Source organism: Micromonospora noduli (genome assembly GCF_003264475.1).
Classification (GTDB): domain Bacteria; phylum Actinomycetota; class Actinomycetes; order Mycobacteriales; family Micromonosporaceae; genus Micromonospora; species Micromonospora noduli.
Genome location: NZ_PYAC01000023.1, coordinates 13,223 through 29,767, shown reverse-complemented (window position 1 = coordinate 29,767; position 16,545 = coordinate 13,223). Strand labels below are relative to the sequence as shown.

The window sequence follows — 16,545 nt, the reverse complement described above, 5'->3', positions numbered from 1 at the left end:
TAACGTATTAAGCGCACGTTCCACGCTTTTTGCCTTTTGCAGGCCCATTCCGTCGTGGGCCGCTCGTGGATGTCGGACCGGCGGGGCACGATGGACCGGTGACCGGGGCAGACGCAGACGCCGGCGCGGTGCTGGCCGGGTTCGGCCCGGCCACCCGCGCCTGGTTCGACAACGCCTTCGCCGCCCCTACCGCCGCGCAGACCGGCGCCTGGCGATCGGTCGCCGCCGGCCGCAACGCGCTCGTGGTGGCGCCCACCGGCTCGGGCAAGACGCTCGCGGCCTTCCTCTGGTCACTGGACCGACTTGCCCGCGAGCCGGCTCCGACCGAGGCCCGCCAGCGGTGCCGGGTGCTCTACGTCAGCCCGCTCAAGGCCCTCGCCGTCGACGTGGAACGCAACCTGCGCGCCCCGCTGGCCGGCATCCGGCAGGCGGCCACCCGGCTGGGCGTCGCACCGCCCGACATCACCGTCGGCATGCGCACCGGCGACACCCCCGCCGACGAGCGACGAGCCTTCGCCCGCACCCCGCCGGACATCCTCATCACCACGCCCGAGTCGCTGTTCCTGCTGCTCACGTCCGCGGCTCGCGACTCGCTGCGTGGCGTCCAGACGGTGATCGTCGACGAGGTGCACGCGGTGGCCGGCAGCAAACGCGGCGCCCACCTCGCCCTCTCCCTCGAACGCCTCGACGAGCTGCTGCCCACCCCGGCGCAGCGCATCGGCCTCTCGGCCACCGTCCGGCCGATCGACGCCTGCGCGCAGTTCCTCGGCGGCGCCCGCCCGGTCGACGTGGTCCAGCCGGCCACCCCGAAGACCATCGAGGTCAGCGTGCAGGTCCCGGTGGAGGACATGACCCGCCTGGACGAGCAGGAGCAGCCACCGGAGGACGACCTCGGCGGCCCCGGGCCACGTCGGGCGTCGATCTGGCCGGCCGTGGAGGAGCGGGTCTTCACCCTCATCGGGCAGCACCGCTCGACCATCGTCTTCACCAACTCCCGGCGCAGCGCCGAGCGCCTCTGCGCACGGCTCAACGAGCTGGCCGCCGAGGCGGTGGCCGCATCCGCGTCGAACGAGGGCGCGATCGGCGTACCGGAGGGGTTGCCTGCCGGCGACGACCCGGCGGGCGACGACGGCCCGGCGTCCGGCGCGCAGCGCTGGGGTGGCCCCGCCGGTCCGGTGCGCAACCGGCCGCCGGCCGAGGTGATGGCCCAGTCCGGCGCGGCCACCGGCGCGCCGCCCGTGATCGCCCGCGCCCACCACGGCAGCGTCTCCCGGGAGGAGCGCAAGCACATCGAGGAGGCGCTCAAGTCCGGTCAACTCCCGGCGGTGGTCGCCACCTCCAGCCTGGAGCTCGGCATCGACATGGGCGCGGTCGACCTGGTGGTGCAGATCGAGGCGCCGCCCAGCGTGGCCGCCGGCCTGCAACGGGTCGGCCGGGCCGGGCACCAGGTGGGCGCCGTCTCCCGGGGGGTGGTCTTCCCCAAGCACCGCGGCGACCTGCTCTCCTGCGCGGTGGTCGCCGAGCGGATGACCGACGGCGCGATCGAGGAGCTGCACTACCCGCGCAACCCACTGGACGTGCTGGCCCAGCAGATCGTCGCGATGGTGGCGCTGGAGCCGTGGGCGCTCGGCGACCTGGCCGTGCTGGTCCGCCGGGCCGCGCCCTTCGCCGAGCTGCCCGACTCGGCGCTGCACGCCGTGCTGGACATGCTCTCCGGCCGCTACCCGTCCACCGCCTTCGCCGAGCTGCGCCCCCGACTGGTCTGGGACCGGACCACCGACCTGCTCACCGGCCGCCCCGGCGCGCAGCGACTCGCGGTGACCAGCGGCGGCACCATTCCCGACCGGGGTCTGTTCGGGGTGTTCCTGGCCGGCGCCGAGCGGGCCGCCCGGGTCGGCGAGCTGGACGAGGAGATGGTCTACGAGTCCCGGGTCGGCGACGTCTTCCTGCTCGGTTCGTCCTCCTGGCGGATCGAGGAGATCACTCCGGACCGGGTGCTGGTCTCGCCCGCCCCGGGGCAGGCCGCGCGCATGCCGTTCTGGAAGGGCGACCAGCTCGGTCGGCCGGTGGAGCTGGGCCGGGCCATCGGCGCCCGGGTGCGCACCCTGCTGCGCCAGACCGACGAGGCGGCTCTGGCCGCGCTGCGCGACGGCGGGCTGGACGACTGGGCCGCCGGCAACCTGATGGCCTACCTGCGCGAGCAGCGGGAGGCCACCCGCTCGCTGCCCGACGACCGCACGGTAGTGGTCGAGCGGTTCCGCGACGAGCTGGGTGACTGGCGGCTGGCCGTGCACAGCGTGCTCGGTGCCCGGGTCAACGGGCCGTGGGCCCTCGCGGTGGGCCGCCGGCTGGCCGAGCGGTACGGGGTGGACGCCCAGGTGATGCCCTCCGACGACGGCATCGTGGTGCGACTTCCGGACACCGCCGACGAGCCCCCCGGCGCCGACGTGGTGGTCTTCGAGCCCGACGAGATCACCCAGCTCGTGGAGGAGTCGGTCGGCACCTCCGCCCTCTTCGCCGCCCGCTTCCGGGAGTGCGCCGCCCGGTCCCTGCTGCTGCCGCGCCGCGACCCGCGCCGCCGCCAACCGCTCTGGCAGCAGCGGCAACGCGCCGCGCAACTGCTCGACGTCGCCCGCGAGTACGCGGACTTCCCGGTCACCCTGGAGGCCGCTCGGGAGTGCCTCCAGGACGTCTTCGACCAGCCGGCACTGGCCGGGCTGATGCGCGACCTGGCCACCCGCAAGGTGCGACTGGTCGAGGTGGAGACCAGCGCGCCGTCGCCGTTCGCGCGGTCGCTGCTCTTCGGCTACGTCGGCGCGTTCCTCTACGAGGGTGACGCCCCGCTGGCCGAGCGCCGCGCCGCCGCACTCGCCCTCGACTCCACGCTCCTCGGCGAGCTGCTCGGCCGGGTCGACCTGCGGGAGTTGCTCGACCCGGCGGTGCTCACCGAGACCGACCGGCAGCTGCGGTGGCTGACCGATCAGCGCCGCGCCCGCGACGCCGAGGACGTCGTCGAGCTGCTGCGGGTGCTCGGTGACCTGAGCGACGCCGAGTTGACCGAGCGGGGAGTGCCGGAGACGTGGCTCAGCGAGCTGGAGGCCACCCGCCGGGTCCTGCGGGTCCGGATCGCGGGCGAGCAGCGTTGGGTGGGCGTCGAGGACGCCGCCCGCCTGCGCGACGCCCTCGGCGTGGCGCTGCCGATGGGAGTGGCCGAGGCGTACCTCGCCCCGGTGGCCGACCCGCTCGGTGACCTGGTGGCCCGCTACGCCCGCACCCACGGGCCGTTCGCCGCGGCCAGCTGCGCGGCCCGGTTCGGGCTCGGGGTGTTCGTCGTCGAGCAGGCGCTGCGCCGGCTCGGCGCCACCGGGCGGGTGGTCTCCGGGGAGTTCACCCCGGATTCGGCCGGCGCCCAGTGGTGCGACGCCGAGGTGCTGCGGATGCTGCGTCGCCGCTCCCTCGCCGCGCTGCGCCGGGAGATCGAGCCGGTGCCGCCCCGGGCGCTGGCGACGTTCCTGCCGCGCTGGCAGCAGGTCGGCTCATCCGCCCGAGGCATCGAGGCGCTCGCCGCCACTGTGGAGCAGTTGCAGGGCACTGCGGTGCCGGCGTCCGCGCTGGAGCGGTTGGTGCTGCCCGCCCGTGTCGCGGACTACTCCCCCGCCCAGCTCGACGAGCTGTGCGCCAGCGGGGAGGTGCTCTGGGCAGGGTCGGGCGCGATCTCCGGGGGCGACGGCTGGGTCACCCTGGCGTACGCGGACACCGCGCCGCTGCTGCTGCCGCCGCCGGACGAGGCGTTGACCCGTACCCCGCTGCACGACGCGGTGCTCGACGCGCTCGGCGACGGGCAGGCGCTGTTCTTCCGCCCACTGGCCGACCGGGTCGGCTCGACCGACGACGCCGCGTTGACCGGGGTGATCTGGGACCTGGTCTGGGCCGGGCACCTCAGCAACGACACCCTCGCCCCGCTGCGGGCGGTGCTCGGTGCTGGCGGCGCGCACCGCTCCCGTCCGTCCGCGCCCCGCACCCGTTACCGGCGGCCCGGTCGGGTGGCGCTGCCGACCCGGGGTGGTCCGCCGACCGTCGCCGGCCGCTGGTCGCGGCTCCCGGAGCGGGACCTCGACCCGACCCGGCGTGCCGCCGCGCTCGCCGACCTGCTGCTGGAGCGGCACGGGGTGGTCACCCGGGGCGCGGTGATGGCCGAGCAGGTGGTCGGCGGGTTCTCGGCGGTCTACCCGGTGCTGTCGGCGCTGGAGGAGCGCGGCGCGGCCCGCCGGGGTTACTTCGTCGAAGGGCTCGGGGCGGCGCAGTTCGCCGTACCCGGTGCGGTGGACCGGCTGCGCGCGCTGGCCGAGCCGACCGACGGTTCCCGGGGTCGGGGCGCGGTGGCCACCGTGCTCGCCGCGACCGACCCGGCCAACCCGTACGGTGCGGCGCTGCCCTGGCCGGAACGGGTGGTCGACTCCGGCGACGGGGCCACCCCGGCGACCGGGCACCGGGCCGGGCGCAAGGCGGGCGCCCTGGTGGTGCAGGTCGGCGGCGACCTTGTCCTCTACGTCGAGCGCGGCGGCCGGACGCTGCTCTCGTTCACCGACGACACCGACACGCTCGCCGCGGCCGGCAAGGCGCTCGCCGACGCCGTCCACTCCGGGGCGTTGGGCGCGATGTCGGTGGAGCGGGCCGACGGCGAGGCGGTGCACTCGTCGCCGCTGCGGGACGCGTTGACCGCCGCCGGCTTCCGGGCCACCCCCCGCGGCCTGCGCCTGCGCGGCTGACCCACCCTTCCTGCCCGCGCCGGCTGCTCCGCTGGACGAAGTCACCGCTGCGGAGCAGCCTCGGTGGCGGCGCCAGGGAGCGGTCCTCAGCCCAGGCCGTTGAGGACCTTCTCGTAGCGGGGCCGGTCGGCGGCCGGGGTCTTCGCCTCCAGGTAGTTCAGCACCACCGCACCACGCCGGTACGACTGACCACCCCAGGTCTCCGCGATGTCGCTGGCGCTGGTCTCGTCCGGGAAGACGTAGACGGTGACGGCGTCGGTGGCCATCAGCTCGGAACAGCCCAGGCCGAGGCCGTCCGGCCCACAGTCGACCGAGCGGTCCTTCGGGCGCGGCACCTTCAGGCCAGCAGCCCGGAAAGCGTCGACGACCTGCTTCGCGCCGGGCGCGCTGGCCGGACGCTTGGGCAGCACCACCGGCGGCGGGCTGGCCGGCCGTCGCTGCGTCGTGCCCTGTGCGGCGGCGGAGGGCGGGGTCGCGCCGTCGGCATCGGGTGCGGCTTGGGGCGTCGGCAGGCCGGTCGGGGCCGCCTCGGACGAGACGGACGGCGAGGCGGTCGGGCTGCCGTCGTCGTCACTGCCACAACCGGCGCTGAGGGCGACGGCGACCAGCAGGATTCCGACTGCGGTGAGGTTCCGAGTTGTCACCAGGGCAGTCTGCCCAACGTCCTCCGGCGGCGGGAGGGGCCGGTCGGCCACTGCGCTGTCCCGTATCCGCCAGCACGCCGCGGTTCTACTAGCCTGCGGGCATGTCCGCCGTGCCCTGGATCTCGCTGACCACCGACTACGGCCTCACCGACGGCTTCGTGGCCGCCTGCCACGGGGTCCTCGCCCGGATCGCGCCGGCCGCCCGGGTGATCGACGTGACCCATCTGGTGCCGCCGGCGGATGTGCGGCGCGGTGCCGCCGTGCTGGCGCAGACAGTGCCGTACCTGCCGGTGGGAGTGCACGTGGCGGTGGTCGATCCGGGCGTGGGCACCGCCCGACGGGGGGTCGCGCTGGCCACCCCGGGCGGGTTGCTGGTCGGCCCGGACAACGGGTTGCTGCTGGACGCGGCCACCGCGCTCGGTGGGGTGACCGACGCGGTCGAGCTGACCGGGTCGCGCTGGCTGGCCTCCCGGGTGTCCGACACGTTCCACGGCCGCGACGTCTTCGCGCCGGTGGCGGCCCGGCTGGCGCTCGGCGCGCCGCTGTCCGAGGCGGGCCCACCGGTCGACCCGGCCGGGCTGGTGCGACTTCCGACGCCGACGGCGACCCGGGACGCCGAGGGCTTCACCGCCGAGGTGCTGACCGTGGACCACTTCGGCAACGTCCAACTGGCCGCGCCGGCCGAGCTGCTCAATCCGCTGCCGGCCACGCTCCGGGTGGGCCGGCCGGGGCCGGTTGCGGCCCTCGTGGCGGTGCACGGGCGGACCTTCGGCGACGCCCCGGCCGGGGGCCTGGTGGCGTACGTCGATTCGGCCGGTCTGGTAGCGGTCGCGGTCAACGGCGGGCGGGCCGCGGACCTCCTCGCGGCCTCCCCGGGGGACCTCCTGCGGGTATCGGGCTGATGTTCGACTGTGGAATGCTTCTCCGGTGGGTGAGCATGTGGTTCCTGTGGGCTGTCCCTGCTGTGCATCCCGAACCGGCGGGGGGACGTGCCCCGTCTGTTTCTGGACCGACGACGGCCAGACCGACGCCGACGCCGACGCCGTCCGCGGTGGCCCCAACGGCGACCTGAGCCTCACACACGCCCGTCTCAACTACGCCGTCTACGGTGCCAGCCACCCGCGCTACCAGGACATGGTGCGCACGGCTCGCCCCGACGAGCGCCCCTGACGTCGACGGGGCGCCCGACGGGGTGAGCGTGGCTCAGCAGACCGGCACGCTGCCGCCGTACACGCTGGAGATGTACGCGTGGCTGACGTACTGGCCACTGGCCAGACGGTTCCAGCGGGTGGTGGTCCGGAACGGGCCGGCGACCGACTGACCGGTGACGTAGCACTGGATCGGCACGTGGGCCAGGCGGGCGGCGAGGCCCCGCGTCGCGTACGACGTGCTGGCCCCGGTGCGGATGTTGAGCGGCCCGTCACCGACCACGCCGCGCGGCCCGCCTCCGGTCCACAGGTAGGCGACGTCCACCCAGGCGTTGGTGGTCAGCCGCAACCCGTCCCAGAACGTGCCGTCGGCCAGGTCTATGCCGGCCGGGTTGAGCACGGTCCGCCCGAACTGGTCCCGTCCGCCGTTGTAGCCGGACTGGTACGCGGCCTGCGCCTCGGGCCGGCCCTGCGGCAGGTTCTTCCAGTTCTCCCGGACCGATGACGGGTTCCAGTAGTCGTCGCGGGTGTTCCACGGCCCGACGTCCCAGACCGGGGCGTACTCGCAGCGGGAGCCGCTGGTGGTGCAGACCCGCACGGTGTAGTCGCCGGTGTTGAGCGGGGAGAGCCCCCGCCGCGACGGCAGCGCCGCGAAGTGGTCCCGGGGTTGCACGGTACGGCCGTTGGCGGTCACCTCACCGACCAGCCCGATGCGGGTGGCGTACACCCGGTAGGTGCGGCCGGGCGTGGCGGCGGAGACGGCGGCGTTCGCGTCGGCGGTGAGCTGCACGCCCCGTACCGTCGCCGTGGCGCCGCCATCGGGGGCGGTGAGCACCACCCGGGTCTGCACCCTGGTGACCGGCCGGTCGAAGACCGCGCCGGTGGTGGCCGCCCGCCACTCCGTCCAGCCGGCGGCCCGCCAGCCGCGGACCTGCGCCTCCACTGTCGCCCCGGCCGGAACCGCGGCGTTGATCTCGGCGCGGACCCGGGTGGCCGGCCGGGTGAGGGTGCGGGGAGCGGTCAGCAGCATCCCCTCGGCGATCGCGCTGTGCGGGCTGCGGGCGCCGCGCCCGGTGGACCGGGCCTCCCGCAGGCGGAGGCCGGCGGCCGTACGCCGGACGTTGACATCATCGCGGTCGACGATGGTGAGGTCGGCGCTCCACCGTTCGTCGCCGGGTGCGGCGGCGACGAGGGTGATCGGAGCGCCGCCGGGTGCGACCGGGGCAGTGCCGGTGGCCGGTAGGAGCGCTGCGGTGAGCAGGAGGGCGAGGGTGGCGATGAGGGCGACGGATGGGATACGACAACGCGGTCGCGTCATGGGCATTCTCCTCAGAACTCCCTGACCCTCGCATGTCGGGAGATCATGAGGAACCTGAGTACAAATGGCGACACATGCGAATCTTGCTCGAAAGAGGGAGGATGGCAGGGTGCCCGAAGGCGACACCGTCTGGAACACCGCGCGCGTGCTGCACCGCGCGCTGGCCGGCGCGCGGATCACCGGCAGTGACTTCCGGGTGCCGCAGCTGGCGACCACGGACCTCACCGACTGGACCGTCCGCGAGTCGGCCAGCCGGGGCAAGCACCTGCTGCTGCGGCTCAACGCCCCGACCGAGGAGCACTGGACCCTGCACTCCCACCTGCGGATGGACGGTGCCTGGCGGGCGTACGCCCCGGGGGAACGCTGGAGCGGCCGGCCCGCGCACCTGATCCGGGCGGTGCTGCGCAGCCCCGGCGCTGTCGCGGTCGGCTACCACCTGCACGACCTGACCCTGGTGCCGACCGCCGAGGAGGACCAGTTGGTCGGCCACCTCGGCCCCGACCTGCTCGGCTCCGACTGGGACCCGGCCGAGGCGGTCCGTCGGCTCGCCGACCACCCGGAGCAGACCATCGGCGAGGCGCTGCTCGACCAGCGCAACCTGGCCGGCGTGGGCAACCTCTACAAGTGCGAGGTGCTGTTCCTGCGGGGCGTGTCACCGTGGACCCCGGTCGGCGGAGTGCCCGACCTGCCGGGCCTGGTGGCCCTCGCACAGCGGCTGCTCGCCGCCAACCGGGGCCGGTGGACGCAGAGCAGCACCGGCTCACTGCACCGGGGGCAGACCAGCTACGTGTACGGCCGCCGCGCCCAGCCCTGCCGCCGCTGCGGCACCGCGATCCGCAAGGAGGAGTTGGGCGAACGGGTCACCTACTGGTGCCCGGTCTGCCAGCCCGAGCGTCCGGGTCCGTCGTCATCCGGCTGACCAGGCTCTCGCCTGACGGGATCCATGGCAGAAACGGACGATTGGGTAATTCCTAACCGGCCTCCGGAGTCGCATGCTGCGGTTGAGCGCTCACCGACCGTCAGCAGAGTGCCGAGGTCCCCCACGCCGGGGTGGCGGACCTCGCGCCCCGAACCGGGGAGAGTCATGGCGATGTTCCGCAGACTCCGCTCCACCTTCTTCGAGCGGACCACCCGCGACACCGACGCCGACGGCCGGGCGGCGTCCGTGCCGACCCCGCGTACCGCCGAGGAGGCCGTTGTCACGCCGAGCCTGGACCCGGCCGTCGTGCCCCGCTACTTCGGCCCGGTGCCGAACTTCGCCCACAGCCCCCGCCCGACGCGGGACCCCGACGGGCAGGTCGTGGCCGGGACCGGGCTGCGCAAGTTCGTCGACCCACTGCCCCTGCCGGGCCAGCCGGGCAGCGGCGACCTCGGCAGCCACCTGCCGGTGGCGGTGCCGGACACCATCAGCTATCCGGGCTGCGACTACTACGAGATCGGCCTACAGGAGTACGCCCAGCGGCTGCACCGGGACCTGCCGGTCACCCGGCTGCGCGGCTACCGGCAACTCAACCTGGGCACCGACCCGGCCGGACACAACACGGTGGCGCCTCCGGAGCGACAGTGGCACCTCGGGCCGATGATCCGCGCCCGTCGGGGTCGACCGGTCCGGGTGAAGTTCATCAACCAGCTCCCCACCGGTCGGTCCGGCGAGCTGTTCCTGCCGGTCGACGACACCATCGAGGGGGCCGGCCTGGGCCCACTGGACGGACCGGCGCCGTACCCGCAGAACCGGGCCGTGCTGCACCTGGCCGGGGCGCAGACCGGCTGGACCAGCGCGGGCAACCCGGGGCAGTGGATCACCCCGGCCGGGGAGATCACCCCATACCCGACCGGGCCCGGCCTGGCCCACGTGCCGGACATGCCGGCGCCCGGAGCCGGCGCCACCACGCTCTACTTCCCGAACGAGCAGAGCGGCCGACTGCTGTGGTTCCACGACAACACCCTCGGCCTGGCCCGGCTCACCGTCTACAGCGGACAGCTCGCGCTCTACCTGCTCACCGACCGGGCCGAGGACCAGCTCGTCGCCGACGCGGTGCTGCCGGCCGACCAGGTGCCGTTGGTGATCGAGGACAAGACGTTCGTTCCGGACGACACCCAACTCGCCGCCGAGGACCCGACCTGGGACCGGGAACGCTGGGGCGCCCGGGGCAGTCTCTGGCACCCGCACGTCTACCAACCCCGGCAGAACCCGTACCGGTCCGGCGGACGCAACCCCACCGGCCGGTGGGACTACGGGCCCTGGTCCCGCAACTCCGCCTCGGACGACGCCCGCATCGACGGCTGGGTGCCGAACCCGTACCACGACCCGGTCGGCGCGCCGGACGAGCCGCCGATGAGCCCCGGCGTACCGCACCCGTCGGCCGTTCCCGAGGCGTACGGCGACACCCCGCTGGTCAACGGCGTCGCCTACCCGTACCTGGAGGTGCGGCCGCGCACGTACCGGTTCCGGATCCTCAACGCCTGCCTGGACCGCAGCCTCAACCTCCAGCTCTACCGGGCCTGCTCCGACGCGGCGATGTGGACGGCCGACGGGGCGCTCGCCGACCCCGACGCCGGTGAGGTGCCGATGGTGCCCGCCGCGCGGGCGGCGGACCGTCCGGCGGGGTGGCCGACCGACGGACGCGACGGCGGTGTGCCGGACCCGCGCGCAGCCGGCCCGGAGTTCATCCAGATCGGCAACGAGGCCGGCCTCCTGCCGGCGCCTGTGGTGCTGCCGAACCAACCGATCGGCTACCGCTACGACCGGCTCGACCCGACAGTGCTGAACGTTGACGGACACACGCTGCTGCTCGCCCCGGGAGAACGAGCCGACGTGCTCGTCGACTTCTCCGCCGTGCCGCCGGGCAGCACGCTGATCCTGTACAACGACGCTCCGGCCCCGCTGCCCGGCTTCGACAGTCGCTACGACCAGCACACCGACGCCCCGGACCACAGCGCCGAGAGCGGCCCACCCCAGACCGAACCGGGGTACGGCCCGAACACCCGCACCGTGCTCCAGTTCCGGGTCACCGGGACACCCGAGTCGCCGTACGACCTGAGCCGGCTGCGCGATCGGCTGCCCCTGGCGTACGCGGCCAGCCAGCGCCCGCCGATCGTCCCGCAGCCGGCGTACGACCCGGCGTTCGGCACCCGGACCCCGGCGCAGACGACGGTGCCGGTGCACGCCACCACTGTGACGTTCACGCCGACGGCCGGCACCGGCCCGGTGACAGTGCCGATCGCGGTCAAGGCCGCACAGCAGATCTTCGAACCGGACCACGGCCGGTTGGCGGGCCGGCTCGGCGTCGGGCACCCGCACGCCGGGCCGCTCAACCCGACGACGCTGCCGCTCGGTGCGACCGACCCGGTCACCGAGGTGCTCTTCGCCACCGACCCCGCCGTGCCGGTGGGCGCCCCCACCGACGGCACGCAGCTCTGGCGGATCAGCGGCAACGTCCGGCAGACCGAGCCGTTGCACGTCGCCGGCTGCGACATGCAGGTGATCAACCGGGTTGGCTGGGACGGCACGCTGCGACTTCCGCACGGCACGGAGCTGGGCTGGAAGGGAGTCATCCGGGTCAACCCCCGGGAGGACGTGGTGGTGGCGCTGCGCCCGGTCGCGCCGGCGCTGCCGTTCAAGCTGGGAGACAGCGTCCGGCTGCTCGACCCCTGTCGCCCGGCCGGAGCGCGGACCGGGTCGACGCCGGTCAGCCCGATCGACGGGCGACCGGCCACTGTGGTCAACCAACTGGTCAACCTGGGCTGGGAGTACCGCTGGCACAGTCAGCTCGCCGGCCACCGCGACGGCGGGATGAGCCGGCCGCTGGTGCTGCGGGTGGCGCCGAAGGCGCCGACCGGGCTGACCGCCACACCGGTGTCCGGCTCGGCCACCGCGCTACCCGCGATCGCGTTGGCCTGGACCAGCAACGGCGGGCGACCGCCCGCCACCAGCCACCTGCTGCAAAGGGCCACCGACGCGACCTTCGGCGGCGAGGTCACCACGATCACCGTCGCGGCCGCCGCCACCCGCTACACCGACGCAACAGTCACCCCGGGCGTGACCTACCACTACCGGATCCGGGCGGAGAACTCGGTCAGCTACTCGTCCTGGTCGAACGGCGTACCCGCCTCGGTGCACCTGGCCGCGCCGAGCGGTCTGGTCGCGACGCTCCCGCCGGCCGCGCCGCTGCGCGTGGCGCTGCGCTGGACGAACCGCTCGTTCGCCACCGGCATCGACGTGCAGCGGGCCACCAACCCGACGTTCACCAGCGGCCCGGGCACCACGGCGATCGGGGTCGGCGACAACCACCTGGACGCGACAGTGGCACCTGACACCACGTACTACTACCGGGTGCGGACCACCTACCTGGGCTCCGCCTCGGCGTGGTCGACGGTCGCCACGGTGACCTCACCACCCGCGCCGGGAACCCCCAGCGGGGTGAGCGCCACCGCCAGCGCACCGGGGCCGGACACCGCGACGGTGATCCTGGCCTGGGAGGCGAGCACACCCGGCGGCCCGGGGTCCGGGTTCATCGTGCAGCGGGCACTCGACCCGGCCTTCGAGCAGGAGACGGCCACCTTCACGGTGACCGGCCGCGGCTTCACCAACACGGGGCTGGAACGGGACGTCACGTACCACTACCGGATCCGGTCGTTCAACGTCGTTGGCACCTCGCCGTACACCGGGCCGGTCCTGGTGACGACACCACCGTGACCGGCCCTGGGCCGCGCGCGGCCTCGTGGGGTGCGCCGTCAGCGCGGTCCCTGGGGCGTACGCCGTCAGCGCGTTGGCGCGCGCAGCGGGGTGCCGACGGCCCGCAGCTCGGCAAGCGCCCCGGCGACCCCGTGCAGCAGGTCGGTCGCCTCGGTGAGCCGGTCGGCGGCAGGGTGGGCGGTCTCCGGTCGGGAGTCCTCGGCCAGGTAGCCGGCGGCGGCGACCACCAGCCGTTCGTACGCCGCCACCCCGCCCTCCAGTTGGGCGGTCAGCGCGGCGTGCGCCTCGGCCAGTGGCGGCCGGGCGTCGGCCGGGGCCAGCCGCAGCGCGCGTTCGACGCTGGCCACCCGCGCGGCCAGGTCGCGCAGCGAGCGGTCGGCGGCCGCAGCTTCCAGCACCGCCGGCTCGGCCAGCCCGGTGAGCCGGGGTGCCATCCCGGCCAGGGTGAGCGCCGCCCGGTCCAGTCGGGCCCACTGCTCTCCGGCGCTGGTGCCGCGCAGCGCGATCCGGGAGCGGACCCGGCGCACCTCGGCCAGCACGCCCGGGCCGACCGGCAGCCGCTCGACGGCGGCGATCAATCGGGCCCGCGAACGGGCCGCCGCCTCGGCCGGGTCCAACGCGGGGGGCGCCGGCTGGGCGGCCAGGGCGCGCACGTCGATCCAGCGCCAGGCGGCGAGCGCCACAGCGCTGCCCGCGGCGCCGGCCCAGGCCGCGTCGGGCAGACCAAGGCCGGCGTACGGAGTCAGCACCACCGCCGCGCCGCCGAGCCCACCGGCCAGCACGCTCCACCGTCGGGCCGACCGGCGAAGCCGACCCAGCCTCCGGAAGTACCGTGTCCGCTCGTCTGCCACAGTGACCCCCTCGATCCGGTCGTTCAGCCGGCGGCGGTCGGGTCGCCGGTGCCCCGCTCGCGAGCCATGCTGGCGCGCAGCTCGTCCAGCCGGGCGGCGGCCGTCGGGTCGTTGGCCGGGCCGGTCTTCTCGGCCTGCGGCACGGCCGGTCGTTGGGCCGCGCCGCCGAGCTGCTCCCCCGCCATGCTGGACCGGATCTGCTCGAGCCGGGCGGAGCCGGCCGAGTCGATCGTGGCCTTCTGAATTTCCAACATACGGCCCTCGACGGAGTTGCCGGCCAGTTCGGCGCGACCCATCGCGTTGGCGTACCGCCGTTCGATGCGGTCGCGCACCTCGTCCAGCGACGGGGTGTTGGTGGGCGCGGTCAGCGACGACATCGACTCCAGCGAGCGGGCCACCGTCTCCTGCATCTTGGCCTGCTCCAGCTGGCTGAGCAGCTTGGTGCGCTCGGCGAGCTTCTGCTGGAGGATCATCGAGTTGTTCTCGACCGCTCGCCGGGCCTGGGCTGCGGCGCCCAGCGCCTGGTCGTGCAGGGTCTTCAGGTCCTCGGTGGCCTGCTCGGCGGAGACGAGCTGGCTGGCCAGTGTCTGCGCGGACTGCTCGAACCGCACCGCCTCGGCCTCGTCGCCCTTGGCCCGGGCCTGGTCGGAGAGCACCAGGGCCTGCCGGGCGTTGCCCTGCAACCGCTCAACCTCGGTCATCTGTCGAGACAGCTTCATCTCCAGCTGACGCTGGTTGCCGATCACCGCGGCAGCCTGCTGAACCAGCGCCTGGTGCTGCCGCTGGGCATCCTCGATGGCCTGCTGGATCTGCACCTTGGGATCGGCGTGTTCGTCGATCTTCGCACCGAAGAGCGCCATCAGGTAGTTCCAACCCTTGACGAACGGGTTCGCCATCTCCGCGGTATCCCCTCAGTAGCGTCGCTCCACCACGGCCGGGCCGGCTGGACCGTCCGACCGTGACCGGCCGGTCTCCATCGTCCCAGCCGAACGCCAATGAGGCATCCGTACCGGGCGGTCGACAGCACCGGCGGCTCCTGCGAGCAACCCTACGCGGCCGGGGCCAGCCCGCCCATGGTCAACTGGATCGGCGGCTCAGGCCGCGCAGACCACGTCCCGGTCGCGCTCGGTCGGGCGGACCCGGGTGCTTCGCAGGGTGGCCTTGAGCGGCGAGTCCTGGCGGACCGAGACAGCGACCTTGCCGTCGGAGGTGACCTGACGGACACCCCGGTTGGTGCTCTTGGCTGCGGCGTCGGCCGGCTCGTCCTGCATCGAGACGAGCACCCCGGGCATCTGCTCGGCGAGCGCCACGGTGTCGCTCACCTCACGCAGCAGCTCGGAGAGGCGGGCACCGAGGGCGTCGCAGATCGCGGCGAGCAGCTCGCTCGACGGCTCCTTGTGCCCGCGCTCAATCTCGGAGAGGTAGCCGAGGCTGACGTTGGCGGCGGTGGAGACCTCACGCAGCGTGCGCTGCTGGCCCTGCCGGCGCGCTCGCAGTGCGTCACCGATCACCCGGCGTAGCAGGATCATCGCACCTCCCCCTGAGGGATACCTCGCGCCCGCCGCTGGGCGGCCGGTCGCGGCGGACCGCGCCGACCCCGAACGTCGGAGCCTTCCCGCAACCGTACCCGTTGCGGGCCCTGGCGACATCCCGCCCCGCCCGTCGGTTCGTCGGGACGGGCTCGCCGCTGCCCGTGTGGCGGCGGCTTGGGTGGCTCTGACCGCTTCGGTACTGGCGTTCACGAGGTCGCGGCGGCGAGCCGCTCGGCGAGCAGCCGCAGCGCCTCGACAACCGCCTCCGCCCGGACGTGGTCCCGCCCGTTGCCCAGGTCGAGCTGGCGGACCTCGCCGCCGTTCGGGCCGGCGACCGCGACGTAGACCAGGCCCACGGGTTTCCCGTCCTGCGGCTCCGGGCCGGCGACCCCCGTGGTGGCCAGCCCCCAGTCCGCGCCGCACCGCTGCCGGCCACCCTCGGCGAGCGCCGCCGCCACCTCCGGGTCCACCGGCCCCCGCTCGGACAGCAGGTCATCCGGTACGCCAGCCAGGGTCGCCTTCAGCTCGGTGGCGTAGACCACGAGACCACCCCGGTACACCCCGCTGACCCCGGCGATGTTCACGATCGAAGCGGCGAGCGACCCACCGGTGAGCGATTCGACAGTGGCCAGGGTCTCGTGCCGCTCGGCCAGCCGGTGCACGACCGCGGCCGCCGCACTACCCACCTCCGCACCGTCCACCTCAGCACCGTTCACCCCAGCACCACCAACCCCAGGACCGCCCACCCCAGCACCACCCACCTCGTCACCGTCCACCGACACCCAACCAGTCCTTCCCCACCCACCAGTCCCCAACCCAACTGCCCACAACCCCCCGACCCCATCGCGTCGATCATGAAGTTGGCGTCACGACACGCCGCCCCGGAGGGCAACAACTTCATGATCAACGGGGGCGGAGGGGGTGGGGCGGGGTGGGGGTTAGCGGGGGCGGCGGAGGCGGAGGGCTTGAGCTATGTAGTCGAAGCCGGTGATCACCGTGACCAGGACGGCCGCGGCCATGATCCATGGGCCGACGGCGGCGAGCGCGGCCGGCATCGGCCAGAGATACCAGGCGATGGCGAGGATCTGGAGCGCGGTCTTGACCTTGCCACCTCGGCTCGCGGCGATGACGCCGTGCCGGATCACCCAGAACCGCAGCCCGGTGATGCCCAGCTCGCGAACGAGGATCAGCGCGGTCACCCACCAGGGCAGTTGGTCGTACCAGGAGAGCAGCACCAGCGCCGCGCCGGTGAGCGCCTTGTCGGCGATCGGGTCGGCCACCTTGCCCACCGAGGTGACCAGCCCGAAGCGGCGGGCGATCCAGCCGTCCACCAGGTCGGTCGCCGAGGCCACCGCGAAGATCAGGCAGGCCGCCATCCGCCAACCGGAGTGGGTCATCCCGGACATGATCACCGAGGCGGCGAAGACCGGCACCAGCACCAGCCGCAGGGCTGTCAACGCGTTGGCCGCGTTGACGACGGGCACCACGGCCACCACCCGGCCCGGCGTCGACTCCGTCGCCCCGGTCACCGCCGCACTCCGCTCGGGCCGCCGTGGCGTTCCCGGCACCGCACCACCTGGGTCCCCC

Annotated in this window: 12 protein-coding genes; 5 read left to right on the top strand and 7 right to left on the bottom strand. The window is 74.3% G+C overall.

Translation table 11 applies throughout. The features are described from left to right. Nucleotides 1-98: 98 nt before the first annotated feature. Complete coding sequence (locus MED15_RS22245) at nt 99-4,769, top strand: Lhr family helicase (RefSeq protein WP_112586623.1); 4,671 nt, start codon at nt 99-101, stop codon at nt 4,767-4,769. Between the two features lie 86 nt (nt 4,770-4,855). Here the strand turns inward: MED15_RS22245 and MED15_RS22240 are convergent, their stop codons facing one another. Then, nucleotides 4,856-5,413, bottom strand: coding sequence for a hypothetical protein (locus MED15_RS22240; RefSeq protein WP_145793412.1), 558 nt, complete (start codon nt 5,411-5,413; stop codon nt 4,856-4,858). Nucleotides 5,414-5,514: 101 nt separating this feature from the next. On the opposite strand from MED15_RS22240, the gene MED15_RS22235 reads away from it, so the two are divergent. Then, entirely contained in the window at nt 5,515-6,315 is an 801-nt protein-coding gene (locus MED15_RS22235) for an SAM hydrolase/SAM-dependent halogenase family protein (RefSeq protein WP_112736844.1), read from the top strand. A 25-nt stretch (nt 6,316-6,340) separates the two neighbouring features. Beyond that, complete coding sequence (locus MED15_RS22230) at nt 6,341-6,583, top strand: CPCC family cysteine-rich protein (RefSeq protein ID WP_238671784.1); 243 nt, start codon at nt 6,341-6,343, stop codon at nt 6,581-6,583. A gap of 33 nt (nt 6,584-6,616) precedes the next feature. Here MED15_RS22230 and MED15_RS22225 read toward each other — a convergent pair whose 3' ends face one another. Further along, nucleotides 6,617-7,879 carry a hypothetical protein gene (locus tag MED15_RS22225; protein WP_112736842.1) on the bottom strand — a complete coding sequence of 421 codons (1,263 nt, stop codon included), beginning with the start codon at nt 7,877-7,879 and terminating at the stop codon, nt 6,617-6,619. Between the two features lie 109 nt (nt 7,880-7,988). Between MED15_RS22225 and MED15_RS22220 the strand changes: the two genes are divergently transcribed. Together MED15_RS22220 and MED15_RS22215 are read left to right on the top strand one after the other, a co-directional pair. After that, entirely contained in the window at nt 7,989-8,798 is an 810-nt protein-coding gene (locus MED15_RS22220; protein WP_112725315.1) for a DNA-formamidopyrimidine glycosylase family protein, read from the top strand. A gap of 165 nt (nt 8,799-8,963) precedes the next feature. Then, nucleotides 8,964-12,575, top strand: a complete 3,612-nt coding sequence (locus MED15_RS22215) for a hypothetical protein (protein WP_112736840.1) — start codon at nt 8,964-8,966, stop codon at nt 12,573-12,575. Between the two features lie 65 nt (nt 12,576-12,640). Here MED15_RS22215 and pspM read toward each other — a convergent pair whose 3' ends face one another. From pspM to pgsA, 5 genes are all read right to left on the bottom strand, one after another. Beyond that, entirely contained in the window at nt 12,641-13,426 is a 786-nt protein-coding gene (pspM, locus tag MED15_RS22210; RefSeq protein ID WP_091400455.1) for a phage shock envelope stress response protein PspM, read from the bottom strand. Between the two features lie 23 nt (nt 13,427-13,449). Then, nucleotides 13,450-14,322 carry a PspA/IM30 family protein gene (locus tag MED15_RS22205; RefSeq protein WP_112586609.1) on the bottom strand — a complete coding sequence of 291 codons (873 nt, stop codon included), beginning with the start codon at nt 14,320-14,322 and terminating at the stop codon, nt 13,450-13,452. Nucleotides 14,323-14,520: 198 nt separating this feature from the next. Next, nucleotides 14,521-14,955, bottom strand: coding sequence for a helix-turn-helix domain-containing protein (locus MED15_RS22200; protein WP_091400451.1), 435 nt, complete (start codon nt 14,953-14,955; stop codon nt 14,521-14,523). A gap of 209 nt (nt 14,956-15,164) precedes the next feature. After that, the gene (locus tag MED15_RS22195; protein WP_112601999.1) at nt 15,165-15,674 is read right to left on the bottom strand and encodes a CinA family protein; all 510 of its coding nucleotides are present in this window, start codon (nt 15,672-15,674) and stop codon (nt 15,165-15,167) included. Nucleotides 15,675-15,896: 222 nt separating this feature from the next. Then, nucleotides 15,897-16,487 carry a CDP-diacylglycerol--glycerol-3-phosphate 3-phosphatidyltransferase gene (pgsA, locus tag MED15_RS22185; RefSeq protein ID WP_112586605.1) on the bottom strand — a complete coding sequence of 197 codons (591 nt, stop codon included), beginning with the start codon at nt 16,485-16,487 and terminating at the stop codon, nt 15,897-15,899. Between the last annotated feature and the right edge of the window lie 58 nt (nt 16,488-16,545).

Coding starts and splice junctions, on each gene's coding strand:
- MED15_RS22235 (WP_112736844.1), top strand. CDS start 5,515: ATGTCCGCCGTGCCCTGGATCTCGCTGACCACCGACTACGGCCTCACC.
- MED15_RS22205 (WP_112586609.1), bottom strand. CDS start 14,322: ATGGCGAACCCGTTCGTCAAGGGTTGGAACTACCTGATGGCGCTCTTC.
- MED15_RS22200 (WP_091400451.1), bottom strand. CDS start 14,955: ATGATCCTGCTACGCCGGGTGATCGGTGACGCACTGCGAGCGCGCCGG.
- MED15_RS22225 (WP_112736842.1), bottom strand. CDS start 7,879: ATGACGCGACCGCGTTGTCGTATCCCATCCGTCGCCCTCATCGCCACC.
- MED15_RS22215 (WP_112736840.1), top strand. CDS start 8,964: ATGGCGATGTTCCGCAGACTCCGCTCCACCTTCTTCGAGCGGACCACC.